Origin of the sequence: Streptococcus sp. 27098_8_134, assembly GCF_041431675.1 — a bacterium.
Taxonomy (GTDB): Bacteria; Bacillota; Bacilli; order Lactobacillales; family Streptococcaceae; genus Streptococcus; species Streptococcus sanguinis_R.
On record NZ_JAPVYD010000001.1, the window covers coordinates 533,540 to 560,046 of the forward strand.

26 protein-coding genes and 1 riboswitch are annotated in these 26,507 nt (G+C 45.1%); of the genes, 1 reads left to right on the top strand and 25 read right to left on the bottom strand.

The features are described from left to right. Nucleotides 1–28: 28 nt before the first annotated feature. The 13 genes from eutA to O3620_RS02575 form a co-directional block, all read right to left on the bottom strand. Nucleotides 29–1,462, bottom strand: coding sequence for an ethanolamine ammonia-lyase reactivating factor EutA (gene eutA / locus O3620_RS02515; RefSeq protein WP_371601392.1), 1,434 nt, complete (start codon nucleotides 1,460–1,462; stop codon nucleotides 29–31). A gap of 113 nt (nucleotides 1,463–1,575) precedes the next feature. Beyond that, a complete protein-coding gene (locus tag O3620_RS02520; protein ID WP_371601393.1) occupies nucleotides 1,576–3,012 on the bottom strand; it encodes a sensor histidine kinase in 1,437 nt (478 codons plus the stop codon). Further along, nucleotides 3,012–3,587 carry an ANTAR domain-containing response regulator gene (locus O3620_RS02525; RefSeq protein WP_002902510.1) on the bottom strand — a complete coding sequence of 192 codons (576 nt, stop codon included), beginning with the start codon at nucleotides 3,585–3,587 and terminating at the stop codon, nucleotides 3,012–3,014. The genes O3620_RS02520 and O3620_RS02525 overlap by 1 nt, the downstream gene beginning before the upstream one ends. Before the next feature lie 24 nt (nucleotides 3,588–3,611). Next, nucleotides 3,612–3,956, bottom strand: a complete 345-nt coding sequence (locus O3620_RS02530) for a BMC domain-containing protein (RefSeq protein WP_371601394.1) — start codon at nucleotides 3,954–3,956, stop codon at nucleotides 3,612–3,614. A gap of 96 nt (nucleotides 3,957–4,052) precedes the next feature. Continuing rightward, on the bottom strand, nucleotides 4,053–5,195 hold the full coding sequence (locus O3620_RS02535; RefSeq protein WP_002919547.1) for a 1-propanol dehydrogenase PduQ: 1,143 nt from the start codon (nucleotides 5,193–5,195) through the stop codon (nucleotides 4,053–4,055). Between the two features lie 310 nt (nucleotides 5,196–5,505). After that, nucleotides 5,506–5,654, top strand: a riboswitch (adenosylcobalamin (AdoCbl) riboswitch). A 259-nt stretch (nucleotides 5,655–5,913) separates the two neighbouring features. Next, nucleotides 5,914–6,513, bottom strand: coding sequence for a cob(I)yrinic acid a,c-diamide adenosyltransferase (locus O3620_RS02540; protein WP_002919548.1), 600 nt, complete (start codon nucleotides 6,511–6,513; stop codon nucleotides 5,914–5,916). A gap of 12 nt (nucleotides 6,514–6,525) precedes the next feature. Further along, nucleotides 6,526–7,593, bottom strand: a complete 1,068-nt coding sequence (gene cobT, locus O3620_RS02545) for a nicotinate-nucleotide--dimethylbenzimidazole phosphoribosyltransferase (RefSeq protein ID WP_002919549.1) — start codon at nucleotides 7,591–7,593, stop codon at nucleotides 6,526–6,528. Between the two features lies 1 nt (nucleotide 7,594). Further along, nucleotides 7,595–8,461, bottom strand: coding sequence for a hypothetical protein (locus O3620_RS02550; RefSeq protein ID WP_002919550.1), 867 nt, complete (start codon nucleotides 8,459–8,461; stop codon nucleotides 7,595–7,597). Further along, nucleotides 8,454–9,548 carry a threonine-phosphate decarboxylase CobD gene (gene cobD, locus O3620_RS02555; RefSeq protein WP_002919551.1) on the bottom strand — a complete coding sequence of 365 codons (1,095 nt, stop codon included), beginning with the start codon at nucleotides 9,546–9,548 and terminating at the stop codon, nucleotides 8,454–8,456. The genes O3620_RS02550 and cobD overlap by 8 nt, the downstream gene beginning before the upstream one ends. 63 nt (nucleotides 9,549–9,611) lie before the next feature. Further along, a complete protein-coding gene (locus tag O3620_RS02560) occupies nucleotides 9,612–10,046 on the bottom strand; it encodes a EutP/PduV family microcompartment system protein (protein ID WP_080558718.1) in 435 nt (144 codons plus the stop codon). Between the two features lie 39 nt (nucleotides 10,047–10,085). Next, nucleotides 10,086–11,402 (bottom strand): phosphoserine phosphatase, encoded by a 1,317-nt coding sequence (locus tag O3620_RS02565; RefSeq protein WP_032912989.1) that lies wholly within the window; start codon nucleotides 11,400–11,402, stop codon nucleotides 10,086–10,088. 306 nt (nucleotides 11,403–11,708) lie between these two features. After that, nucleotides 11,709–12,431, bottom strand: a complete 723-nt coding sequence (locus O3620_RS02570) for a hypothetical protein (protein ID WP_002919555.1) — start codon at nucleotides 12,429–12,431, stop codon at nucleotides 11,709–11,711. A gap of 472 nt (nucleotides 12,432–12,903) precedes the next feature. Continuing rightward, nucleotides 12,904–13,545: a hypothetical protein gene (locus tag O3620_RS02575; protein WP_002919557.1), complete on the bottom strand. Its 642-nt coding sequence runs from the start codon at nucleotides 13,543–13,545 to the stop codon at nucleotides 12,904–12,906. Nucleotides 13,546–13,734: 189 nt separating this feature from the next. On the opposite strand from O3620_RS02575, the gene queG reads away from it, so the two are divergent. Beyond that, nucleotides 13,735–14,877 carry a tRNA epoxyqueuosine(34) reductase QueG gene (gene queG / locus O3620_RS02580; RefSeq protein ID WP_002919559.1) on the top strand — a complete coding sequence of 381 codons (1,143 nt, stop codon included), beginning with the start codon at nucleotides 13,735–13,737 and terminating at the stop codon, nucleotides 14,875–14,877. A 32-nt stretch (nucleotides 14,878–14,909) separates the two neighbouring features. On the opposite strand, the gene O3620_RS02585 is transcribed toward queG, so the two are convergent. From O3620_RS02585 to O3620_RS02640, 12 genes are all read right to left on the bottom strand, one after another. Continuing rightward, nucleotides 14,910–15,485 carry a flavin reductase family protein gene (locus O3620_RS02585; RefSeq protein WP_002919560.1) on the bottom strand — a complete coding sequence of 192 codons (576 nt, stop codon included), beginning with the start codon at nucleotides 15,483–15,485 and terminating at the stop codon, nucleotides 14,910–14,912. A 52-nt stretch (nucleotides 15,486–15,537) separates the two neighbouring features. Then, entirely contained in the window at nucleotides 15,538–16,248 is a 711-nt protein-coding gene (locus tag O3620_RS02590) for an ABC transporter ATP-binding protein (RefSeq protein WP_002919561.1), read from the bottom strand. Next, on the bottom strand, nucleotides 16,235–17,026 hold the full coding sequence (locus O3620_RS02595) for an ABC transporter ATP-binding protein (protein WP_002919562.1): 792 nt from the start codon (nucleotides 17,024–17,026) through the stop codon (nucleotides 16,235–16,237). Before O3620_RS02595 ends, O3620_RS02590 begins: the two co-directional genes overlap by 14 nt. After that, the gene (locus O3620_RS02600; RefSeq protein ID WP_002911839.1) at nucleotides 17,014–17,820 is read right to left on the bottom strand and encodes an ABC transporter permease; all 807 of its coding nucleotides are present in this window, start codon (nucleotides 17,818–17,820) and stop codon (nucleotides 17,014–17,016) included. Before O3620_RS02600 ends, O3620_RS02595 begins: the two co-directional genes overlap by 13 nt. Beyond that, nucleotides 17,813–18,754 carry an ABC transporter permease gene (locus O3620_RS02605; RefSeq protein WP_002919563.1) on the bottom strand — a complete coding sequence of 314 codons (942 nt, stop codon included), beginning with the start codon at nucleotides 18,752–18,754 and terminating at the stop codon, nucleotides 17,813–17,815. The genes O3620_RS02600 and O3620_RS02605 overlap by 8 nt, the downstream gene beginning before the upstream one ends. A gap of 91 nt (nucleotides 18,755–18,845) precedes the next feature. Next, a complete protein-coding gene (gene nikA, locus O3620_RS02610) occupies nucleotides 18,846–20,453 on the bottom strand; it encodes a nickel ABC transporter substrate-binding protein (RefSeq protein WP_002902487.1) in 1,608 nt (535 codons plus the stop codon). Between the two features lie 85 nt (nucleotides 20,454–20,538). Then, the gene (locus tag O3620_RS02615) at nucleotides 20,539–21,348 is read right to left on the bottom strand and encodes an ABC transporter permease (protein WP_002902485.1); all 810 of its coding nucleotides are present in this window, start codon (nucleotides 21,346–21,348) and stop codon (nucleotides 20,539–20,541) included. Then, nucleotides 21,341–22,336 (bottom strand): ABC transporter permease, encoded by a 996-nt coding sequence (locus O3620_RS02620; protein ID WP_002902484.1) that lies wholly within the window; start codon nucleotides 22,334–22,336, stop codon nucleotides 21,341–21,343. Before O3620_RS02620 ends, O3620_RS02615 begins: the two co-directional genes overlap by 8 nt. After that, nucleotides 22,329–23,312: a M14 family metallopeptidase gene (locus tag O3620_RS02625; protein ID WP_371601396.1), complete on the bottom strand. Its 984-nt coding sequence runs from the start codon at nucleotides 23,310–23,312 to the stop codon at nucleotides 22,329–22,331. Before O3620_RS02625 ends, O3620_RS02620 begins: the two co-directional genes overlap by 8 nt. Further along, nucleotides 23,302–24,072: an ABC transporter ATP-binding protein gene (locus tag O3620_RS02630; protein ID WP_125336452.1), complete on the bottom strand. Its 771-nt coding sequence runs from the start codon at nucleotides 24,070–24,072 to the stop codon at nucleotides 23,302–23,304. The genes O3620_RS02625 and O3620_RS02630 overlap by 11 nt, the downstream gene beginning before the upstream one ends. Then, nucleotides 24,069–24,851, bottom strand: coding sequence for an ATP-binding cassette domain-containing protein (locus O3620_RS02635; RefSeq protein ID WP_371601397.1), 783 nt, complete (start codon nucleotides 24,849–24,851; stop codon nucleotides 24,069–24,071). Before O3620_RS02635 ends, O3620_RS02630 begins: the two co-directional genes overlap by 4 nt. A gap of 3 nt (nucleotides 24,852–24,854) precedes the next feature. Further along, nucleotides 24,855–26,450 carry an ABC transporter substrate-binding protein gene (locus O3620_RS02640; protein ID WP_371601398.1) on the bottom strand — a complete coding sequence of 532 codons (1,596 nt, stop codon included), beginning with the start codon at nucleotides 26,448–26,450 and terminating at the stop codon, nucleotides 24,855–24,857. Between the last annotated feature and the right edge of the window lie 57 nt (nucleotides 26,451–26,507).

Genomic DNA, 26,507 nt, shown 5'->3' on the forward strand with positions numbered 1-26,507 from the left:
TTACTTCCTCCTTTGTGTAAATAAAAGTTTAATTAAACACCAATGTTTTCACGACAATCGGTAAGACCGATCCTTCAATGACTGGATTACCAATATCGATATAGTCGCCATTTTGAACATCCACTGAGTCAATGCAGACAAATGGATAATCCTTAGGCAATTGAGCAAAGAGACATTGGCCTAGAACCTTGGCCATATCTTCTCTGACCACCACTAGCAACGGAATTTTCTTTTCAATGCTTTCTCTCATTCCCTTGACAATAGCCTCTGCGTATTCCAAAACCCGGGCGAAGCTTGGGCTTTTTTCTCCATTGATTGCCAAAGCCACCTGCTGGACTTCATTTTCCAGTGTGAACCAAGCCACCTTGTCCTTGATAATCTGCTGCAGCCCCTCCTTATCCTCATGCTCATCAGAAGCAGCCAGTTTGAGAACTGGAATGTTCTTAATAGGGAGGATATCAGAGATGTAGGTAATGGTGCTGCCGCTGACATCAGTCGTATGGCTGCCCGCTCCAACAACGGTTGCCCGGATGGTCTCAGCTGACTGGATGACTTTCTTTTGATCAAAAATCTTGGATTTTCTCAGCGCCCTGCCAAGCAGGATACCGATATCCCCATAGCGGAAATCATCCGCCGAGGTCGTTTCCAAGTATATTCCATCAGCTACACCACCAGAGAAAGATACGCAGTGGAGATCATAGTTCAACTTGAGACCGTGGTTGGTCTGTAGAAGCTCATAGTAAGGACTGTGATTGTCAATTCCTACAGACTGTTCTAATACGGAGACCATTTCTTGAATCAGCCGATCCAAATCAGCCCGATGGACCGTTTCACCAACTGCCAGCTGAAGTCCCTGCTCTGCAATGATAGTCTGCAGTTTTGGAGCAATATAGCTAATCCGCTGGGTCTGCGGATCCATCTTTATCAGCCGACCTCCGATATCAAAACACCCTGTATCAATCACATCTCCTTCTCGGAAGACTGCCAGATTGGAAGTCCCCCCACCAATATCAATATTGACTACTGATGTATGATGCTCTTGAGAATACTGATGGCTGCAGGCCCCTTTACCAGCGATGATGCTTTCAAGATCTGGACCAGCCGTCGCAACGACAAAGTCACCAGCATAGCCACTCAGTGCTTGGAGCACCTGACTGGCATTTTCCTTGCGAGCCGTCTCACCAGTAATGATGACTGCTCCCATCTGAATATCTTTTTTCTGAATGCCTGCTTTCGCATATTCATTCAGAACAAAGTTTTTGATCTTATCCACCTCGATCAAGAGTTGATCCGAAATTGGTGTGAAGATAATTTCACTTTTATAAAGAACTTTTTTATCTGTAATATAGACACGAGGAATAGTAAACACAGAAGCAATATTCTCGATGGTAAGCTCTGACAAGATCAGCTGTGTAGTGGCTGTCCCGATATCGAGCCCCACACTCAAAATTTTATCTGACATACTAAAAACCTCCAAAAAAAGACGCTCAAAGCAATGCAAACAAACAGAGTTCATTTACATTCTTCAAGCGTCATTGCTTTTTTCGACTGACATCATTGTTAGTCTGGTAGTATTTATTTTTTAAAACGAATGGTCGTTGCCGTTCCCTCATGGTCTGAGTGGATAGACAAGGTTCCAAACAATTTTCCTTGGACAAAGCGCTCCACCAAGAGTAGACCCAGATGATTCTCAAAGGAATGCTCTTTATTGTAACCGCTACCATTATCCAGTACTTTTAAAGTTATTATATCATTTTTAAGTCCAACCTGCAAACGGATTTGCGGTTTTTCTGGATTTTTTTTGTCCTTAAAAGCATGTTCATAGCTGTTCTGCAGTAATTCATTGACGATTAGCGCCAGTGAAGTGGCCCGGCTGCTATCGAGACAGAGTTCCGGTTCCAGGCTATAGGTAAGGGTTATTTCCCTATGCCCGGAAAAACAACGCTGAACATTTTCGATAACTCTCTTCAGCAGATGCTCAATCTGAATGCTGTCATCCTGCTGAGAAGACAGGAGCTCGTGAGTCGCCGCTATGGAGAGCACACGATTCATACTGTCATTAAGAGCTTTTTTGGTGTCTGCTCCTGGACTTTGCTGAGCCTGTAGTCGCAGCAAGGAAACAACGGTTTGCAAGTTATTCTTTACCCGATGGTTCATTTCACGAATGGTAGTTGTATGGGTTAAGAGCTGTGCTTCCTTTTCCTTGATGTCTGTAATATCCTTACAGATCATGACCACATTTTCACTCTCAGCCAGCAGATAGCGTTTGACCAAAAAGCAATAAGTGCCATAATGTACCTCAACTTGGTGAGGTTTTTCTTGAGGGGCTTGCGGTCCCAGTTGCTGGATTTCTTCAAAAGTCAGACTGTCTAAGACTAGATTGCTGTAGTGCATTCCCTCAATCGAGTCCATATAGCCCAGCTTATGACGATAAGAGTCGGCAGCTGCTTGATTGAAATACTTGAGATAGCCCTGCCGGTCAAAGACCAAACAAGCTTCGTCTATATGATCAAATAAAACAAACTGCTCTTGAGCTGAAATCTCAGGAGTGCTCCGCAACTCAAAACCGTCGTCCTCTTTATCTAAAGAAAAGTGGTCTGGTAAAGTCTGGGGAGCATTTCTTTCGATAATCAGCGTTCCAATGACGCGCTCTTCTCTCACTATCGGAAAGACCGTCTGATGGATGGCTAAGCCCTCCTGCGATCTGGCCGAAAGCCCTATCGAGGGAGCGCCCGTCTCCAAGGTCCGAATAACACCTGGCTCATTTTCCAGATAGGCCATAGCACCTACGACCGAGTTTTCGTACAAGCTGAGCTTGCTTTCCGGTTTTTTGTGAAAGATGACAATGGCATGTTCCGAAAAGATATTCTTTACATCAATGAAGACATCTTCATTGGCATAAGCTGAGTTTTTCAATAATTCGTCAGCCTCTTGGACAAGATGCTCGATATCAGCCTCATCCAAATTTGTCTGTTCCTGACAAAGCTGCTTTATCTTATCTTTATACATCATTACACATCATCTTGGAGCACCAGCAATTTAGCAATCTCAATCATCGGCACTCTCTTTTGCATACTAATTGTCCGAATGCGTTTGAAAGCCTCTGGCTCTGACAAATGATCACGAGCCATCAGTAAGCCTTTGGCCTTTTCAATCACAATCCGATCGTCTATCTTTTTCGACAGCTTGACCATTTCATTGGACATCTGCTGAAGCTGGCGCCCCTTCTCAATGCAGACCTCTACCATAGGAATCAAGGACTTGGCATCCAAAGGTTTAACCAAGTAAGCACTAATCCCATTGGTTTTAGCTTTTTGAACATAGTGTTCATCACTGTAGGCTGACAGTAGAATCACACTGTAGGCTAACGCATCTTCGAGTATCTTCTTACCCGCTGTCAGGCCATCCAAAAGCGGAAGCTTGATGTCCATCATGACCAAGTCACAACGATATTTCTGGCACAAATCAATAGCCTCAAAGCCATCGGATGCCTCAGCCACCACTTCATAATCAGCTGCTTCTAATATATTTCGGATATCTAATCTTACAATTGGATCATCATCAACAATTAGTATTCTGCCTTTCATACTTCCCCTCGACAGTTTGATTTTTTATGTCCGTGTTACGACAGTGCTGGAGAAGCCCAAAATCTCTTCCAGACCTTGTAAAACGGCAATGAGAGCTGCCTCAACAGAAGAAATGTCACCTGTCATCACGACAGAGCCGCTGAAACGATCCACAAAACCAACTTGAACATCCGCAGCCTTGGTCGCAATATCAACCGCAATGATAGCCGCTTCACTCGGAGTGATCGTCAAGATTCCAATCGCATCCTTGATTTCTGCCTGCAATCCCAATTTTTCAAAAATGACTTCATCAGGATTAGCGATAAGGTGCGCCAAGGTCACTTGTTTCCCAGGAACGTATTCCTGTATCATTCTTTGTTTTTCTTCCAATTTAGTAAACCTTCTTCATGATTTTAAACCTTCAGAAGTGTACTGCACGCTCTTAATCATTATACAATAATTTTGGCATAACAGCAATTCAGAGGATTAAAACGCTTTCTCTAATACTTTAAGCAGTTCTTCTGCCGTAGGGACGCGAGGGTTAGTCGGAGTACAGCCATCATGCAGAGCAGCTTCTGAAATTTCTACCTTGTACTGAGCAAAAGCATCTGCTTTCACACCATATTCTCTGAGAGAAGTTGGCATCTCCAACTTTCTCTGCAGCTTCTTGATAGCTTCAACCAGCTGTCTCACTCCTGACACAGGGCTTGAAGCACTGCATCCCAGTAGTTTGGCAATATCCTGATAGCGACTTGCTACAGTCTTGTCTGTCGCCTGCCGGTTCCGATTGTTGAATTCGATACCAGCATTATACTGAATGACATGGGGCATTAAAATACTGTTTAAACGACCATGAGGTACATGGAACTTAGCTCCTGCCGCATGTGCCAGACTGTGATTGATACCCAAAGAAGCTGTGTTAAAGGCCATACCAGCCAGAGTGGATGCTGCATGCATCTTTTCACGCGCTTCTACATCCTGACCATTTTTGTAGGCTTTAGGCAGGTATTCAAAGACCAGCTTAATTGCCTTTTCAGCCAAGGCATCAGAGAAGTCCGTAGCCTTGGTCGATACATAAGCTTCAATGGCATGGGTCAGTACATCCATTCCAGTGTCAGCCGTGATGTTACCAGGAAGTGACAGAACCAAATCCGCATCTAAGATAGCTACATTCGGAAGGATTTCTTTGGTCACTAAAGGATATTTGGTACCTCTCTCTGCATCCGTGATGACAGAAAAGGACGTTACTTCAGATCCAGTTCCGCTTGTTGTAGGAATGGCGATGAGAATAGCCTCTGAGAAGGCACCCTGCTTCTTGGCAAAATAATACATAGCCTTGGAAGCATCAATGGCAGATCCGCCACCAATAGAAAGCACAATGCTGATTGGCTTGTCTCCTGCACTCTTGATACCAGCCACAACCGTTTCGATTGGCGGATCAGGCACAATGTCTGTGAAAACAACAATGTCATTGCTGTCATCAAAGTTGGCTAAAATGGCATCCAACGTGCCAGATGTCTTCAAAAAAGGATCGGCAACGACTAGAATATGCTCGTTTTTATAATGGCTTAATTGCTGCAGAGCGCCTTTTCCCACATGCAATTCAGTCTTATAGGAAATCTTATACATCTTTTCTCCTTTCTGTTGTATCTATTTTTAAACAAAAAGAAACTATATGAAAATAAGACTGCTCCCCTACACACGTCACAGCATTTTCATATAGCTTCATTGCTTATTTATCTTCAGTACCCCTTTGTACTATATTGAATTATAACACAAAAGCGCTTTCAAGGCAATGAAAAAGTCATTAATATAAGAAATTTTTACTGCCGAATCTCCTTACAAAGCCAAGTTTATTTGAAGAATTAAATTTTTATTAAAATTTAGTTCATTTTCCTTGTAATTCCCTGTGAAAGGTGTTACAATTTAGTTACTAGGAAATTGATTTTAGTACTTTTAAGGGTATGGAAGTCTGGTGCAAATCCAGCGCGGTCCCGCCACTGTGATAAGCTTTTCAGCTTTAAGTCAGGTCTTTATTCTTAAATTTTAGTAGATTTCATGCCTCGATGTAAGGTAGTGATGTCAGTTTGGAACAAACATTTTAGCTTAGTTTCCATTATTGACTCTACGTTTAAGTACGTTAATTTTCTAAAGATGAGGTTTCACTTGTCTTTCTGCAAAGGAGCAGAGTCAATAATTGGAAAGCTAGTGCTAATCAACGAAGCTTAGCATGAAGATACAATGATGTATAGGCGGCTTTCTTTTTTAGAAGATTAAAATAAGTTCTGTCCTTCCAAGACTTGGTAAAGTCAATTTGGAAAGACAGAACTTTTTCTGTTTCTTTTTGTCACTGGCGTTTGCTTGCCCAACGCTCAACATCTGCCTTGGTGATATTGTGGAAGACCTTAGCACCTCTTTCATAGGCGATGTCTTCTTGATTTTTAGTAAAGTTGATTACTCGAGCCAAGGCAAAGAAGTAATCTGATAGACGGTTGACAAAAATCAGGACATTATTGTTAATTTCTGTAGTCCACATAGCCCCTACGATATGACGCTCTGCCCGTCTTGCAATGGTCCGAGCCACATGAATCATGGAAGCAATCTCGTCACCGCCCGGCAGGATAAACCTTTCCAAAGCTGGTGGAATTTCTGCGTAGGTATCAATCCTCTCCTCAATCCAGTCAATCAGCTGCTGATCGACCTTATAAGGGTAAACTCCCTTAGGAGTAGAGAGGTCTGAACCACAGTCAAAGAGATAATGCTGCAGCTGGAGTAGCTCATCTCTCAGCTTATCATCCTTGTTCAGCTTGGTAATAGTATAACCAATCCAAGAGTTCAGCTCATCAATAGTTCCGTAAGCATTAACCCGTTCTGCATCCTTGGCGACACTTTGACCGCCAACTAGCTTGGTCAAGCCCTTGTCACCTGTTTTTGTATAGAGTTGCATATTTTTCCTCCTTTAAGTCACATTTTTGCGAATATCAACATAATCTTCTTCTTTCAAGCTGCCTTCTGCAAAGGTTGGCATGTGCTCCATGGTGTAGACAGCATTTTCCAGCAGAAAGAAAGCCAAAGGACAGCCCGAGCCTTCACCCAACCGCATGTCCAGCAAAAGCATAGGCTCCAGTCCTAGAAAGTCACTGACCAGTTTGTAAGCAGGCTCCGTCGAAGCATGGGAAGCAAAGGTATAGTCCAAGACATGAGGAGTCAGCTGATGGGCAATCAGAAGCCCCGTTAGAGAGATAAGACCGTCCACTACACAAGGCAGCTGATAGCTGGCACAGGCGAGATGAGTGCCTGCCATCGCCAGCATATCTAGCCCACCGAGCTTAGCGGTCAGATCCAGAATATCTCCATAAGGAGCGTGACGATCCAAACACTGCTGGATAACGGCAGTTTTATGAGCCTTCATATCCTGAGTCAGACCAGCTCCATAGCCTGTGACGTCTTCTGCTTTAAGACCGAGAACTGCAGCAATAACAGCAGCTGAGGTGGTGGTGTTGCCAATCCCCATTTCTCCTGTTCCAAAGAGACGATAGCCGTCTTTAATCAAGGCCTCTGTCTTCTTGTAGCCGACTAGAATTGCCGCTATAGCCTGCTCGCGGGCCATGGCCGGCTCCTTGAGCATGTTACGCGTCCCATGACAGACCTTGTCCTTATTTTCCTCAAAAATATCCTTCTTGCAGCCAATGTCTACTAGGCAGATGTCTGAACCTGCATGTTTGGAAATAGCGCACAGGCCTGATTTCCCTGCTAGAATATTACGAGCAACAGTATAGGTCGTTTCCTGAGGATTGGCTGAAACGCCTTCAGCCACGATGCCATTATCCGCTACGTAGACGAGGACAATCTTCTTCTCCAAATCAATGGGACCAGAAAACATGGCATGCAAGCGAGCATAGATAGTCTCGAGCTTTCCCAAGGAACCTGGCGGCTTTCCTAGCTGATCACAGTAGCTCTGGCCTTCTTGAAGTTTGTCTCTGTCTATCGGAAGAATCTGCTCAATAATTTTTTCTAAGTCTTTCAAACTAGTCTGTCTCCTCCCTGACCGGCTGCACCCCTTCAAAAATAATCCTGCTCAAGGTCCGAGTCTGATAATAAGCCCCACTGGCTGAGCGAGCTAGTTCAGCCTCTAACTGAGGCAAGACTTCTAGCTGTTCCCTGCTCAGCAACAGACCAACCAATGTACCACTATGGGCAACATTGAGGCCTAAACACTGGTATTCTTTTACCAAATTCAGTAATTCTTTCAGGTAGGGCTTGGGTAGCCGTTTGTTATTCAACAAAGCACTATAGGTCGCCAAATGGCCAAGTTTTTCCAGACTCTTCTCCTGACAAGCTTCCTGAAAGAGAGGAAGCAAGCGCTTGGATTCCTCAGCCGGATAGCTAGGACTGTCCTTCATCCGAACCAAGTCAAGGGTAGTCACCATCTCCACAGGCTCCAAGATATAAACATAGAGCTCCGGTCGCCAGTCTGTCTGCCAGACCACTTGACCAGTCAGGGGATTAATGACCGTCCAGTCCGCAAAAGCCACCGAGTCAGTAGGCTCAATCTTGGCACAGAGACGCGTCAAATCCGCTGCCTTTAGAGGCTGCTTCTGCCCCAGAGCAGCTGCCTGCAAGCAGCTAACCATATCTGCTGTGCTGCTAGAATAGCCCTTGCTGATAGGCAGGTCTGACTCCTGAACAAAAGAGAAAGCATTGGCCACAGGCAGGAGCTCCAAAGCTCGCCTTACCTTTTCACCTTGGGCTTGCCTTGCGAGAGAAGAAGCTCCATCCAATCTCACTCGACTTCGCTTCTCAATCCCATAGGAGAGCAGAACCTCCTGCTCTCCTACTAAACCTTGAAATAACTCACCGCAGGAACCTGGACAGGAAACGATGCCCTTAGTCATAAGCTGCCTCTTTCGCCAAGACCTCTGTCAGACAAGCCAGAAGCTGTTCATTTTCCTGATGGCTGCGGATGGCTATGCGGTAATGCCGGTCTGTCAGATCATGATAATTTTGACAGGAACGGATGAAAATCTTTCTCTGCCGAAGCTCCTGACGCAGGTCCAGCCGACCTAGATACTCAAAGAAGATATAGTTGACACTAGGCTTGACCGGCCGAATCTGTGAAAATGCAGTCAGCCCTTGAAAAAGGAAATCTCTTTCTACTCGAAGCCACTGCTTGGTAGCTTGCTGATAGGCCTGATCCCCCAAAAGGACAGGCAGGGCGCGATCCGCCATAGCATTGACCGACCAAGGAGCGCGGCTCCCCTCTATCTCATCAAAGCAAGTTGGATGGCAGCTAAGAGCATAGCCCAATCTCAGACCAGGAATGGCATAAAACTTAGTCAGAGACCGCACCACTACTGCATTTGGATAGGCAGCCAGACATGAGACGAAGCTATAGGCCTCCTCATCGTCCAGAAAGTCCATAAAAGCCTCATCCAGTATCAAAAAGATTTGCCGCTCCAGCAGGTCCTCAGCTAGCTTTTCTAACTCAGTACGCCGAATCAAGGTGCCCGTCGGATTATTGGGATTGCAGATGAGCACAGCGTCTCCTGCAGTCAGTAAATCCAAGGCCGGCAACATGTCAGCAAGATTCCACTCATAGGATGGAGAAGGAAGGCTAAAGCGCTCCACCTTGGCCTGCACTTGCGAAAAGGCTTTTTCATATTCCATGAAAGTAGGGCTCAGAGTCAGGACAGTCTTTGGGCGCAAGAAGCGGGCCAGCTCATAAAAGACTTCTACCGCACCATTTGCCAACAGGACCTTGTCCTTTTCTAGGCCATGATGATGTGCCAAAAGCTCTCTGGAGCGGCTGTAGCTGATGTCTGGATAATGAACCAGCCAATCAATGGACTCGGTCAGACAAGCTCTCAGCTTTGGAGAAATCCCCAAAGGGTTGATATTGGCACTGAAATCCAGACAGTCTTCTAGAGAAAAACCAAATTCCTCAGCCAAAGCTGCCGCATTTCCTCCGTGCTCTACTTTCATAAATAGACATTCCTTCCTCGTTTCCTTGTTAGAATCTAGTATACCATATTCGACTTCTCGTCCCTAGTCTGACTCCAGATAAGCCTGGAGACGGTCAATTCCTTCGTTTTCCGTCGCTGATATTTCAAAAATTTCCTTGGCTCCAGCCGCTTTCAGCTGCCGCCGTGCTTTTTCGATTTGCTCCGGCTGTTCAGCCATATCAATCTTGGTAACAATGCCAATCACTTCTTTATTGAAGAGGGAAGAAAAACCCTGAGGAAAGGTCTGCATCTGATTGGAAGCCGCCACCAAGAGACCAATCACATCAGCTTCTGTTGCTGTCACGTTCAGAGCATTATAATACTTACGATGCTGGAGAAATTCTCCAGGCGTGTCAATGATGGCATCATAGAACTCAATAGCCTGAGTCTTAAAGTAGCTTAGCTCCAAGCCTTTCAGTCGCTGGGTCAGAGTAGTCTTACCCACTCCGACTGGACCGACAAACATGATTTTTTTCATATTTTGCATCCATTCCTCTCTATGACAGGGAACTGCCTGCTATCTGCTTAGCTGGGCTTCCTTACTATCTAGTTTGATAGTTTCCCTGCCGTTGAGCAGTACACCTTTATTTTCATCGCGGCCTTGCAGATAGTAAAGGGCATCTTCCTGGCCGTAAGTTTCAATTGCCTTAGTTTGCAAAAGACCGATTCCCTTGCTAGGGTCTCTCAAAAGATTGAAGATGATACCCATTTGCAGTTTAGGGAAGTCCGTGAGCATAGCATAGTCACCATTACTGTCGCCGGCAATCAGGATTGGTTCTTGATTGTCATGATTGACAGCAATCAGCTTCTTGATGGTCTCTGTCTTGCCCTCACCCTGAGTCTGAGCATAGTTGGTATCGTATTCCGGCTGAATCACACCCTTATCATCCTTTTTCAGGCGCATACCAGTAACATTTTCTTTAGGAATATTGTAGCCATACTTAGAATTGCTAGCATAAGGGATAATCACATCGATATAAGACGCTGAGCAGATATAGACATCAATGCCGTTGGCCATCAGAGTCTTGTAGAGATTTTGCATTTCCTTGACTGAGCGAACACCGCGCTTGAAGGTTACACTGACTTGGCCTGATTCACCTTTCAAGCCTTCAGGACTTTCCCAGGTTTCAGAAGTCAGCTTGTCCTCAAGAGCCTGGTCAATAGACTTTTCAGATAGGGCTTGAACTTCTTCAGAAGTCATACCTGCATAGAGGTAGGTCACCCATGGATAGCTGATGTCAGAACTGAAGGTGTCACCAATCGCTTCGTAAAGATAGCGGAGTTTAGCAGCAAAGTCTTGGTATTCATCAGTCTTTTTGACTTCTTCCAGAGACTTGTCCCCTTGCATTCCCTTATAGCTATTGTAAATAGCTGTGTAGTCAGAAAGCAAGTCAGCTGCAATCTTGTCGATGTTTACTGGCTCACCATCTTTGTTATGGTAATCCTCAACGAAATCGTCGCTCGGTATATTGGTCCGCACTGCTTGGTCAAATTCTTCCGGCGTCATCTTAAAGGCCAGATTTTCAATTTGATAGGTAAAGGTTGCTTCGCCGATGTCGTTAATGACTGTCGTATTGTCCCAGTCAAAGACGGCATAAGGTTTTTTATTTTTATCATAGCTAGAGCTGGTGTTCCCATTCTCCTTGATGAGCTTAGTCAGGCGGGCATAAAGCTTGTCTTCCCAAACGCCCTTATCCAAAGTCTTAGCCTTGTCCTTATCCGTTGTCTCTGTCTTAGCCGAGGATGACTCCGTCGTCGTCTTATTATTCCCCGCTTGACAAGCTCCCAGAAGCAAAGCCAAACTACAAAGCAGCACAATTCCTTTTGTCCGCATAGAAACAATCCTCCATAAAAAATAATAGTGCGCAAAAAAATGGCATAGAAAAACCCTTTGATTCTGAAACACTCGCTTCATTGCGATCAAATCAGGCTTCCTTGCCATTTTCTATACTGTTATTATATTATAAACTATCTGGCAGACTTTGTCAATGAAGCGCTTTCAAATTTATAAAAAAATAAAGGCAGAGAAAAATTATTTCTCTGCCTTAGCAAAGTTTTAGAATATAAACGCTATAAATGTTTAACTACATAGGAGATATTCGGAACACCACTCAACTTTTTGTCAGTTACTAAACATACCTCAAATAAGTTCATCACTTTTCGGATGCTTCCTTATATAAATAGCTGCATAAACCGCATCTACCATAACAGCTGGCAAAGTCAAGGTAAATAAAATTCCCAATAAAATACCAAAGGCATTCTGAATATAGCCTGTTAGGAGGGAAGGAATGATTGTTGCCCCAGCAAAAGCTATAGCAAAATTATTCCACCATGTTTTCTTTCTATCTCCCTCTTTTACTTGATTAAAAGCCCAGACTTTCCCCTGATTCTTTGGGAGGTAGTACCAAGCATAGAGGCCACAAGCAAAGATAAAAAGTAACAACATTGGTATAACATAAAATAGACTCAAATCTGAATCATAGACAGTTCGTGCACTAATAGAATCTCCGTTTGAGATGAACATCAATAATCCGATAAAGGTTAGGCAGACCAGTACTGTCCAGGACACTAAAGCAATTAAAATATAAGTCAACGACTTAAAGCGATTGATTAAAGAGTTAAAACAAGCAAAAAAAGCACTAGTCACATTAATAATAATGCATATAAGAAATACTTCTTTAATAGTGCCAATATTATCCTCATAGCCCCCACCAAAATATAAAAATAAACTAATTGGTAAGCTAATCCATGGATATAATTTAATATAACCTAAACTGACACCATGTGTAATCAAAGGACCATGGTATCTTTCTCTTTCTATATTAGTAATCTTTGCTTTATCTTTTCTATTTATCTTTACCATTAAAGAGACCAACCAAACACTTTCTGACGTAATTTAATGTATGAATCAAGGAATTCATTTAATTTCCTAAATTCTTTCGAAGACATAGACATTTATTTTATTACCTTCCAGTTTATAATTTTTCTATTTTTTCAAAAATAATATCTTGCTTTTCGTAACTTTCTCTGAGCGGTAACATACCTAAAATCAACGAAAAGAAGCCCAATAACAAGAGACAGCTAAGAAATTATATCATAAGCTGTTGGCAACTTGAATAATCTATAATAATCATATTTAAAAAGTCTTATTATCTTTTATTCATTTCGCAACTCCTGAATTGATATTTTTGTTTCTTCTAAACATCTCAGTATAATTATTATCCATTTTAAATGTTTCTTGATAAACAATCCAGTTATAGCGGATGCATTGACATTTACTTCTTCACTCTTAATAAAAAAAGGGAAATCGTTTCTTCGACAATCCCCCTTCAATTCTACCATTTATCAGGCACTTGATTTCTCCAGCCTGTGAAAACTTGTGCATAGCCCAATAGATACAAGGGCGTCAATGCAATGCTCAAGCCTACTAATGCAATAATCATATAGATTCCTGACAGCATAAACAGGCGAGTGATGACTGCTACTGCTGCTGACAGGCAGCACAGGACGATGGCGTGAATCTGCAAAATGTTGATCTTTTGTTTCTGTTCAAAATATCTCAATTTTGAAACGATCACCATCTGATAGAGCAAATTGATCAGCTGATAAGACAAGCTGAGTATGATAAAAATCATAAAAAATGCTAAGTAGTTCTCACCAAAAAAGATGGAACCCCAAAAAAGCAATTCAAAATGAAGAAATAGGTAAGAGCTAGTCGGAACGACCTGCAGTACCTTGGTATCAAAAAACTTTTGGAACAATAAGAAGGCTAGCAACAAGATAGCGATGTGCCCAATAGTAAACTGCATGACCATCATGCTCCGCTCATGCATCTCACCACGTAAGAAAATAGAAACGATAAATACCAGTGAGATGAAAAATAACTCAACTAAACCAGCCTTATAAAAATCTAAGTTTCTGATTGGATTACAATCCGTAACAAGAACATTCAAAAATTCATAATATCTCTTTTTCATATTATAACTCCCATTTATTAAAAAAATTCCCTAAACTTTTCGGAACTTTCTATAAAAAAATTCCATATTTCATTATATCATACAGTATATAGGCTAAGGAAGTCTTATAAAATATTGGTATATCAATAAAGTATAGATACCTTTCTCAATCATTCGCCAAGTTGGCATTTTTCCGCTATAATAGAAACAATGAACATCAAAGAAGACATTATTAACTTAGCAAAAGAAATTGGGATTTCTAAGATTGGCTTTACGACAGCGGATGATTTTGACTATCTGGAGAAGTCGCTGCGCTTGGCTGTAGAAGAAGGACGAAATTCAGGATTTGAACATAAGAACATTGAGGAGCGGATTAAGCCTAAGCTGAGTCTAGCTTCAGCCAAGACCATCATCTCTATCGCAGTCGCCTACCCCCACAAGCTCAAGCAACAGCCTCAGAAAACGGCCTACAAGCGGGGCAAATTCACCCCCAACAGCTGGGGATTAGACTACCACTATGTCCTGCAGGACAAGCTGGACCGGCTTGCCAAGGGAATCGAAGAGCTGACCGCTGACTTTGAATACAAGGGCATGGTGGACACGGGCGCCTTGGTCGATACTGCTGTAGCCCAGAGAGCAGGAATCGGCTTTATCGGCAAGAACGGCTTGGTCATCTCCAAGGAATTTGGTTCTTATATGTTTTTAGGAGAGCTCATTACCAATCTGGACATCGAGCCTGATCAGCCTGTCGACTACGGCTGTGGAGACTGCAACCGCTGCGTGACAGCCTGCCCTACTTCCTGCCTGATTGGCGATGGCAGCATGAATGCCAAGCGCTGTCTGTCCTTTCAGACTCAGGACAAGGGCGTCATGGATTTGGAATTTCGCAAGAAGATTAAAACGGTCATCTATGGCTGTGATATCTGCCAAATTTGCTGCCCTTACAATAAAGGTTTGGACAATCCTCTGGCGACAGAGATTGACCCCGACCTTTCTCATCCAGAACTCCTGCCTTTCTTGGAGCTTTCCAACGGTCAGTTTAAAGAGAAATTCGGTCATGTGGCCGGCAGCTGGCGGGGGAAAAATATCCTGCAGCGCAATGCCATTATCGCTCTGGCAAATGCCAATGACCGCTCTGCCATTCCTAAAATGCTGGAAATTATCGACAAGGGGCAAAATCCGATTCATGTCGCTACAGCTATCTGGGCTCTGTGTCAGCTGGTGCGTGAGGTCCATCCGGAGATGATAGAACTGGTCATGGGCATCAAAAATCCGACCCCGCAAATCCAAGAAGAGCAAGACCGTTTTCTAGAGAAATTTGGCCTAGAAGAAAAACTTTTGATAGAAAACTAAACCGCTGAGACCTAAATATCCCAGCGGTTTCTTTATTTTTCTTCTTGTTTGCGGATTTCTTTGATAATGGAGCCCATCTTGACTGAATCGTCGCTGAAATAGCGGTAAAGCCGGCCATCTCCGTCTCCCATGTAGCTGATAGGGGAAAAGCGGTCGCTGCGGAAAGCATCATTCTCATCAATCAAGTCCTCATCAACCACGCGCCGAGTGACACGGGCGATGACATTGGTCAAGGCACCGCATTCGACCATATCCAGCACCTGACACTCAATGGACACAGGGCATTGGTCTACCAGCGGAGCATCCACCGTCTCGCCGATTGTGTAGCTGAGACCGGTCAGAGCAAACTTGTCCTTGCGACTGTTGAAGCCAGCAATTTCAGACTCTTTGGTCAAATCCTTCTCAGGGACATTGACTGTGAATTGCTGGTGTTTGGTAATCTCTGTAATGGCATTTCCCTTAGTACGCATGGCAATAACCATCATGCTGCCCAAGGAATAAACCGAGCTTGAGGTCGAAATATTATAGCCGTGCACATCGTCTTTATAGCCTAAAAAGAAGACTGGAAAGCCGAAGTAAAGTTTTCTCGTTTCAAAAGTACGTTTCATATATGTTCCTTTATTTTTAATTCTAAAATAGATTAGCTGGCTGGGGCATGCATCAACTGAAATGTCCCTTGTCGCCTATTAATTTTTTTGTCACAGGGTGATGAGCCTGGATAGGAAGCTCAAAGTCCTTTATCTCATCAACGATTTCCCCGTCTGCCATGACTAAAATACGATGACAGAGAGCATAGCTCAGCTTGAAGTCATGCGAGATGAAAAGATAGGTCAGCTGGTATTTCTCCCACAAATCATATAAGAGGCGTAACAACCTTCCCTGAACAATGGGATCCAGGCCACTTAGAGCCTCATCAAAGATGAGAATATCTGGCTTTAAGAGCAGACCGCGGGCAATGCAAATCCGTTGGAGCTGACCGCCACTGAGCTGGCGCGCAGGCTGATTCAGAAAGCTTTTTTCCAAGCCGACATCTTCTAGAATAGCTTCTATCTCTCCTCTAGCTACATCCTTAGGCAGGGCCTCTGTCAAGACCTGCTCGACTGTAAAGTTCGGATTGACTGAGTGAAGCGAGTCTTGAAAGACCAGTAGAATTCTCACGCCAGACTTTTTGACTGAGTAGGGCTGGCTATCCAGTAGGATTTCGCCCTGACTGGGCTTTTCTAAGCCAAGCAGTAATTTAGCCAGCGTGCTCTTGCCACTGCCGCTCTCGCCCATCAGACCGATCATTTCACCCTTCTGGACGGAGAAGTTACAGTCTTTGACAACCATTTTACCATCGAATTTTTTAAAAACATGTCTACATTCCAGCATCTTGTCTCACCAACCGTTCGTATGGATTTCCTAAGATAAGGTCTTGGCTATAGGTCTGCGAAGGACTTTCGAGGATCTTGTCCACTGGACCTTCCTCCATGATAGCCCCCTGATATATGACAAGCATCTTGCCTCCTAGCTCCTGCGCCAAATGATAATCATGGGTCACTGTGATGAGGGTCTTTCCTTTAGCTAACTGCTCCTTTAAGATGAGAATAATCTGCTCGCGATTGTGGATATCTAGCGCCGAAGTAGGCTCATCCAAAATAATAGTCTCTGGCTCTAGGCAAAGCAAGATAGCCAGCATGACACGCTGCAGCATACCGCCGCTGAGCTCAAAAGGATATTTCTTCAAAAGCTCTTCCGGCTCTCCCAGTCTGACTTCTTTCATAGAAGCTATGGCCTTAGCCAGACAAGCGCTTTTTGAAATCTTGCTATGGCTGCGCAGGGTTTCCCAAAAATGACTTTGAATGGTCTGAAAAGGATTGAACATAGCCATCGGATTTTGAGACATATAGGCCACTCGTCTCCCCCGCAGCTGCTGCCAGTCCTTGAGAGAGTTGCGCTCTAGAGACATGGAGCCATAGTGAACTTCTCCTTGCATGCTCAAGGATGAAGGCAGCTGGCCAATCAATATCTTGGTTAAGAGGCTTTTACCAGAACCACTCTCTCCAATGATGACCAGAGACTGCCCCGCCTCCACTTCAAAGCTGATGTCCTGCAGTATGGTCTTTCCCTCAATCTGGGCTGTCAGTTTCTTTACAGCTATTTTTTCCATATCTGTTTCCAGCCTTTCTCTTCAAAGCATTCGGCAAATAGATTAAAGGCGACCACAGTCAGAAAGATAGCCAGTCCAGGCGCCAGCATCATCCAAGTTGCCGTTTGAAAATGGCTTCTAGCATCATGCAGCATCATGCCCCACTCGGTAATGTTGGGCTGGACACCGATACCCAAAAAGGAAAAGCCAGAAATCATGAGAATGATATTCCCAATATTCATCAGCACAATAATCAAAATGGGCTTGTAGATAAAGGGCAGGATATGAGTTTTGAGGATATGAATCTGAGAAAGTCCCATAGTCTGGGCAGAAATAACATAGGCTTCCTCTTTGGCACTCTTGACCAGATTGGCCGTCACCCTTGCATAGTAGACCCACTCTATGATGACAATAGCTAGAATCATATTGGTCATTCCTTGCCCCAATATCCCAACAGTAGCTAGCGATAGCAGGAAGCTAGGAAAGGCAGAAATAACATTTGCAAACCATAAGAAGGTTGCTTCAGCCTTTCCCTGGTACCATCCAATCAGCAAGCCGACTGTCACACCGATAACCACTTCCAGCAGACTGATAGTCAAGGATAAAAAGAGGGAATAACGACCCCCGTGCAGCAGACGAGACAAGACATCTCTGCCCAGCTGATCGGTTCCCAGCAGATGAACAGCGTCAGGTGCCATTAGTTTCTTTGAAATCTCCACATGCTGGGGGTCGAAACTCGATAGATAGGGAGCAAAGAGAGCGCAGATGAAGAGGGCAAGCAAAATGACACTTGAAAAAATAAATCGTTTAGACATTGCTCCTCCTTTTTCTGACTCTAGGGTCTATCCAGAGCGGCAGCTGCTGGGTTAGAATATTATTTCCCAAGAATAATAGGCCAAATAAAAGCATGCAGCACTGAATAATGGGCAGATCCACAGCCTGCAGCGCATCTACAAAGAGGGAGCCGACACCATTCCAGGAGAAGACTTCTTCGACAATCAAGGATCCTGTCAAGAGATAGACCAAGGTCAGGCTCAGGCCTGTCGCAATGGCTGGCAGGGAATTTCTCAAGAGATGATTCTTGACCAGGAAGAACTTGCTGACTCCGCGCAGGAGGGCATTTTCGACATGGACACTGTTCATCTGCTCCAGCACAGCCTTGCGGATCAAAGCGGTATACTGGCCAATCAATGACATACTGAGGGTCAGACTAGGAAGAATCAAGCTGCTAAAATCCTGCTTGCCCGAAACGGGCAGCCATCTGAGCTGAACAGCAAAAATCACAATCAGCATGTAGCCTAACCAAAAGCTAGGCATGGAAACGCTGGAAAAGGATAGAAAACGAGTGACCTTATCAAAGAGAGAACCCTTGTAGACTGCACTAAAAATTCCCAAAGGAATAGACGTAAGCAAAATGAGACCAAAGGAAGTCAAGCCCAGAGAAAGGGTCGACTGGAAACGTTCCAGCACCAAAGGCAGGACAGGAACCTTTAATAGATAAGACGTCCCAAAATCCCCACGAAGGGCCTTAGTCAGCCAAGCTAGATACTGCTGGGGCCAAGGTTGATTGAGTCCCAGATATTCTCTGGCCTTTTCCAAGGATTGAGGAGTCACTTGAATCTTAGATACCCTTAAATAATTTTCTGCTTGATCAGCCGAGGATAGCTTGGCCAAGAGAAAGGTCAATACTGATATCATCAATAGGGCAGCTAGGAAAGAAACTATTTTTTTAAATAAATCTTTTTTCATAGTCCTTAAAAGAAAAGGGGCGGCTGATAAGCTTTTCAACTCAGCAGCACTACTCCCTTTATATTAAAATTTGTAGTTATGAAGCCAGTTTTTATTTTTTCTCAATATAGCGCAGCGGGAAAGCATTTTCTTCTGGAGCAAAGCGCATGCCCTCGATTTCTCCCTTGCGGTAAACGGAAACAACGGATTGGTAAGTCAGAGGGATATAGATAGCTTCATCATGGAGCATGGTGAGGACTTTCTTGTAGCCTTCATCAACTTTTGACTCGTCTGGTTCGACCAGAGTTGCCTTGATAATTTTATCAATTTCTGGCTTAGATGGCAGAGCTTCTAGGGAAACATTTTCTGGGTGGCCATGGTCTGCTGGTGAAGTCAGGGCGGTCATCCAAGCATGTGGATCCCACGGTGCTCCCCAAGAATACGTCAACATCAGGTCAAAGTTTCCTGTCTTGGCATTTTCCCAGTAGTCATCTTCTTCCATAGCTTTAAGCTGAACGTCAATTCCGATTTTCTTCCATTCGCCTTGGAAGTACTCAACCAAGTCCTTGTCTGTCGCCTTAGAAGAAATATAAGGAACATTTAGGCTTAATTTCTTGCCATCTTTTTCGCGGATACCGTCAGAACCTTTCTTCCAGCCTGCTTGATCCAGCATCTTTTCAGCCAGTTTGATGTCGTAGTCATAGGGAGTCAGATTGGCGTCAGAGTGTGGTGTAGACTTAGAGAAGATGGTATCAGCTGGTGTTTCTGTTCCGCGGAAAATGTCTTTCGCGATAGACTTTTTATCAACCGCATGGTTCATAGCCTGACGGACAGTCTTGTCTTTGAAGATTTCCTGCTTGGCATTCAAGAGCATGAGGCGGCTGGACATTGGCTGAGATACGTCTGTCGTGTACTTATCATCCTTGGCATACTTGGCAAAGTTATCCAAACCGATAACGCCATTTCCATAGATCAAGTCAACATTGCCAGACTCAAACTCAAGAGCACGGGTTTGTGGGTCTGGAATAATCTTGACCGTTACTTCTTTCAGTTTAGGCTTCTCACCCCAGTAATTTTCGTTACGGGTAAAGGTAATGTACTCGTTTTGCTTCTTGTCTTTGACAACCCATTGACCTGTTCCGATTGGCTTCTTGAGATTGTCCTTGGTCGTGTCGTCTCCATCAGGGAAGGCAGCATCAGCTATGAAGCGGATTGGACGAATCATTGATAAATCATAGAGAGTCGCACTGTAGGCTTGTTTGAGTTTAATCTCAAAAGTATGATCATCTACAACTCGATAGCTTTCCAGCTGATTGGTGAAGTCAAACCAAGTGTGGTTTTTCTTATTTTCCTCTGAAAATACGGTATCGAAATTCCGTTTGACATTTTCTGCGTTAAAGTCAGAGTCGTCTGAGAATTTTGCCTTTCTCAGCTTGAAGGTATAGGTTTTACCATCTTCGCTGATATCCCAGCTTTCAGCCAAGGCTGGCTCGATTTTACCATTGTCACCGTAGCGGACTAGGCCTTCATAGACCATATCCTGAATGACAAATTGGTCTGGATTGTAGCGGTGAGGATTGACATCCCCAAAGTCCTCTCCCCAGACCATGGTGAGTTTGTCTTTCTCATTGGCTTGTTTGGAAGAATTTGAGTTTTGCTGGCAGGCTACCAGGAATAAAGGCAGCAAGAGGACAACTAATAAAAATAATTTTTTTCTCATTTTTATTGAATCACTTTCTTGTATTCATATTTTTTATGATTGCAGTCCCAAAAGATAGGGGCTATAGTTTATGTTTTTTTGATGATCAATTCATGCGGTTGTACTTGCTGTTCAGAGCGTCTCCGAACTTGGTAAAGAGGAGAATGGTCAGAATCAGCAAGATACAAGGGAAGACCACAATCCAAGGGGCCTCCTGAATGTAAATCCGGCCGTCATTAATCATGGCTCCCCACTCAGGTGACGGTGCCTGAGCTCCTAATCCGACAAAGCTGAGACCAGCGATTTCCATGATAATGGTGCTAATGTCAAAGCTCATAGTTGTCAGAATCTGAGGAAAAAGACTGGGGAAATAATAGTTTTTCAGAGTCGTCCAAAAACTATTGCCATACATTTTCGAGGACTGGATATAGGGTTCATTTTTCAGCTGCAGGGTCATGGAGCGCATCAGGTAGGCATACTTGGTCCAGGCCGTCAAGCAGATAGCGATGAGGGTTTGCTGGAGACCGATGCCCAAGATACTGACGATGGCAATGACCAAAATGATAGATGGGAAAGACTGAAAAGCCGTGATAACCAGCAAGATGAGCTGGTCGAATTTCCCGCCGATGAAGGCGCTGGTCACCCCGATAAAGGAGCCCACCGCCGCAATCAGCATTAGAATCATCAGGGCTGGCAGGACTGTTTCCGCACCTCCGCTCACTGCACGCGCAAAGACAGACCGGCCTAGAGCGTCCGTTCCGAACCACTCACTGCTGCTTGGTCCTTGCAGGGCTTGTCCCAGATTGACCTTGGTCAAACTGTCACCCAAAAGACGAGGAGCCAAGGAGGATAGGATCAGGGCTAGGATGATAAGGCCGCCCAAAACCAAGAGTTTTCGATTGATTTTCTTATCCATACGAACCCTCCTTGCTTGCTTTTAATTTCTTCGTGCGTGGCAGCAGTTTGGGATTTTCCTGAGCCAGTCGGACGCGAGGATTGAGCCAAACCGTAAGCAGTTGAAAGACTAGATTTACAGTCAAGACCCCAGCTGTGATAAAGAGGACTGCTCCCTGAATGAGGGGATAATCCCGCTTGGCAACTACGCCAATCAGCATCTTGCCGATGCCCGGCCAGGAAAAGAGGTGCTCGATAATAGCCACGCCACCCAAGAGCGAGCCCAGAGAAAGACTGACCAAGGTCAGGAGAAAGGGCAGAACATTGTAAATCACATCATGCAGCAGGATATGCCCCTCTCGAATCCCCCGACCACGCGCACCTTCTACTTCTGGCGAATGCAACACTTCTATCAAAGCGGTTCGCAGCTGCGGGATATAACGAGTGGACATGATCATGGCCAATGTTATGACTGGCAAGACCAAGCCCAGCTCATTGGCTGTCGCCTGAATGGGAAACCAGTGCAGCTGAACGGAAAAAATCAGAATCAAGATAATCCCCATAACAAAGCTAGGAATGGCATTTAGGAAGGCCAGACCAGCCATCAGGAAACGATCAACTGGCTTTCCAGCATGGTAGGATGTGTAGAGAGCTGTCGGCAGGGAAATCCCCAGAGTCGCTAGCAGGGTATAAAAAGCTAGGTAGACTGTATTGGGAAAATAGAAAACCAGCTGCTCCCAGACCGAAGCTCCAGAATTATAGGTCACACCAAAGTCACCATGGACAATCCTGCCCAGCCAGGCCAGATATTGCTCCATAAAGCTGCCATTCAGTCCCATCTCTGCCCGCTTGATTTCCAGCAGTTCCTTGGTAAAAGGAATGCCCTGAGCGTTGAGGATGCTCTCAGCCGGATCTCCCGGTGCTAGATAAACCAGTAAAAAGGAGATAAAGCTGACGCAGAGCAGGATGAGGACGAATTGCAGAATCGTTTTGATAATAAATTTAATCATGCGCCTCCCTTTCATATGTCTGGTAGCTTCCAGGCTTCTTGCTAGCTACAGCCAACAGCACTTCGCCTTGGTGGACGACCAAGGTCGCTTTCTGGTAGAGGACCAGACCGTCTTCCTTGGCAGTCACCTTTTCTAAAATATTGCCATAAATATCACAGATTTCGCCGATGACCTGACCAGCCTGTACTGTTTGATTGGGCCGGACAAAGCACATCCAGCAGCCCGACCTCTGACAGAATAGATAATAACTGTCGTCAAAGATTAGCGGTGTCTGCTTATAATAGGGCATGGTCCCTTCAAAAAGATAGCTGGCGACTTGCTTGACTGACTCTTTCATAGCCAGCACATCCTCTGGCAGACAAGTGCCGTTTTCCCCCTGCTCCAGCAGGATACTGGGCAAACCATAGTCCACCGAGGCAGCGTGGTAAAGATTGCCACGGTCCTGAGATTGATAGATAATCGGTGTCCCAGAAGCCTGCAGCATCTGATAGGACTTTTCGACCACCTCTGGATTTGCCCGCAGGGAATAGTAACCATGCGGTGTCAGCAGTTCTTCCCGATTACCACTGTGCAGGTCAATGAGGAAGTCACTGACACTAAAGACCTGGCTCTCAATCACAGACCGAATCTGATAGCTGAGGCTGGAAACTGGCCCTTGGTCCTGAAAGATCCTGTTTAGATTGAGACCGTCCTCAGGTACAAGCGTCGTCTCCCGAGCCCAGAAGCCGCTGACATTGACTGCATGCAGGAGGAGGACAGAGCCCTGAAAGTTAAAGTCCCATTCATGCGCCAAGTCCATCAGCGCCTTAACTCCGACATACTCGCAGCCATGGACTGCAGCACTGATGGTCAGCAAGGGCTGGGTAGCCTGTCCTTTAAGCAGAGTGTACTGGATAGCCAGCTCATCCGTGATAGACAGACTTCCTTGATAGCTGCTGCATGGAGCCATAGAGTCTAGTTGTTGCTTAATCCTCATCTTTATCCTCCCTGTACTGACTGAGCAAGAGCTTGGTATAGTCACTCTTGGGAGCAGAGACGACCTCTCGCATGCTGCCTTTCTCCTGCACGATTCCGTCCTTGAGGACGACCAAATCTTCCGCAAAATTGCTGACCAGAGCGATGTCATGAGAGATGAAGAGAAAGGAGGTCTGCGAGCGCTCCTTAATATCTGCCAGCAGCTGCATGACTTCATACTGAACGGTCACATCCAGAGCACTGGTGATTTCATCGCAGATGAGCACGTCGGGATTAATCAGCAGGGCACGGGCAATAGCTGCCCGCTGACATTCTCCTCCGCTCAGTTGATGCGGAAGCCGTTGGGCAAGCTCAGGTGTCAGACCAACCGAACTCAGCAAATCATGGATGGCCTGCTTTCTATCTGACTGCTGCTGATAGAGAGAGAAGTTTCGACAGACCTCTTCTAGACTCTGCTGAATGCTGCGCTTGGGATGAAAGGTCGACTGGGGCTGCTGGGCGATATACTGGACCCGAGCATAGTAGTCCCTATCCTTGTAGGCAGAGACTGGCTGGCCCAGTAGAGTCAGCTCCCCTTGGTCCGGCTTTAAAAAGCGGCAGATAAGATTGGCAATGGTACTCTTGCCAGATCCTGACTCTCCGACCAACCCCATAGCTCGTCCCTTTTCTAAGCTAACATCAATATCAAAGACACCAACTCTCCGATCGCCAATCTGACCGTACTCGTAGGTCAGCTGGCGACCGACCAATACTTGATTCATAGCTGCTCCCTTTCTCTAAACTCTGCCAGTTTGGGCACAGCCTTCAGCAATTTCTGGGTATAGGCCTGCTCAGGATGGCGAAGAACTTGATGGGCTGGACCACTTTCGACAATCTGCCCTTCCTTCATGACGACTACTTTTTGTGCCAGATGCTCAGCTACGCTGATATCATGTGTGACAAAGAGAATAGCCATGTTTTCCTCTTGATGAAGCTGGCTCAAGAGATCAAGCAGCTTCATTTTCGACAGGACATCCAGAGCGCTGGTCGGCTCATCAGCCAGCAGCAGTTTGGGTCTGCTGGCTAGAGCTAGCGCTACACCGACTAGCTGCATCATACCACCGCTGAGCTCGAAAGGATACTTATTGACAACTTTTTCAGGTAACAGCCCCACCATCTCTAGGCATTCTTCCAAGGGGCGGAAATTTGCTGCTTGCTGGCCCTGATTTTTCACTAAGTCCTGATAATGCTTTTTGATCTTACGGCGGTTATTGAAGCTGAGACTGGCATGCTGACTAATCCAAGCCACTTCTCGGCCCACAAAAGGCAGATAAATGCGATGGTCTTGGGGCTGAATCTTCTGCCCTTCAAAGACCATACTGCCCCCTGCTACTGTCAGTCCCCTGAGTGGGAGACCCAGCAGCATCTTGAGCAGGGTGGACTTGCCACTGCCACTCTCGCCCACAATCGAAAGGGACTCCCCCTCAGCAAGAGAGAGGGAGACCCGATTGAGAATGACTTTGTCTGCTGACTGCACCAGAAGATCTTTTATTTCCAGCATGTTTTATTCCTTTGATAGTTTGTTGCTGACGTGGTAGTAGTCTGTCGGATGGGATTCCAGACCAGAGACGGACTTGTCCATTACCAGAGCGACCTTGAAGAAGCCGATAATAGTAAAGCCGTAGTCCTTATCCATGATTTCTTGGATTTCTTTGCTGAGCTGATTGCGCTTAGCTGGATCAGTTTCAGTCGCTAACTCTTCGATTTTCTTGTCTGCTTCTGGGTTGCTGTAGTGACCGATATTGGCTGTACCATTGGTCTTAACGGCACTGTTGAAGAAGGCATATGGATCACCGATAGGAGCTGCTACCACCGCGTAAGGTGTGAAGGCATAGTCCTTTTCACTGGCAACGGCACTGACTTCAACTTTCTTAATAGTCGCTTCGATTCCGACTTCCTTGAGCTGTTGCTGGCTTGCTTCTACAGCCAGCGGCATTTCAGGCAGACGAGTAAAGGACAGCAGCTCAATGCTGACTTTTTGACCGTCTTTTTCACGGTAGCCATCGCCGTCAGTATCCTTGTAGCCAGCCTCATCCAAGAGTTTTTTAGCTTTTTCTACGTTAAATTCATGGACGCTCTTTTGTAGGGCAAAGGCGAAGCCAGTAGGGAAAGGTCCAACAGCAGGCACAGCTGAGCCTTTAAAGAGGGATTCAGAGTAGGTCTTCTTGTCTACCAAGGTATCTAAAGCCTGACGGAACTTGTCATCTGCTACGTAAGGATTTTCAAAGTTATAGTAATAAGCTAGGTAGCGGGAACCTTCTACTTCAGAGATTTTGTAGTTCTTGTCGGAAGAGTAGGTACTTAGATTTGCATAAGGCAGACCATAGACGGCATCAACTTCCTTAGACTTGAGGGCTGCAGAAATAGCTGTTGGATCAGAGAAGTATTTGATCTTCAGATTAGCAACTTTTGGCTTGCCATCCCAGTAGTCATCATAAGCCTTGAGCTCTGCTCCGCTCTCAGGAGTGTACTTGGTCACCATGTAAGGGCCAGTTCCGACAGGAGCCTTGTCAGATGCACTCTTGCCAGTCGTATCGACAATGGCGGAGTATGGCTCTGCCAAGAGATTCGCCATGATAGGTTGCACAGCCTTTGTCTTGATGGTCACGGTTTGACCCTCCGCAGAGATGCTGTCAATGCCCAGATCAGCAGCTGCCCGCTCACTCTTCTCAACCAGACGTTCTAGAGAAGCTTTGACCTTTTCACCGGTCATTTTTTCACCATTTTGGAAGACAACCTTATCCTTGAGGGTTATTTTCCACTCTAGGTCTGAGACTGCTTCGATTTTCTCAGCCAACCAAGGTTTCACCTCAAGTTTGTCGTCCATCTTAAAGAGGGTTTCTCCCACTCCGTAACGGACCGTGAACCAGCCATTGTATTCCGCTGCTGGGTCAATATTTTCTGGAAATTGTGTATAGCCAATAGTCACAGTCTTGCTGTCACCATCGCCAGCAGGCTCGCTGGTTTTGCTAGGGTTTACACAGGAAGCTAGGGCTAGGCCTGCCAAGGTTAAAACCATTATTTTTTTTAAATATTTCATAAAATATTCAAATTCCTTTTCTATTTTGTAAACTACTTTTAGACGTTCTGTCCTAGTCAAATCTAAATACGCTTCGCTCTCTGTCTAAGGTGGTTCTATGTCCTGAAGATGAGAGAG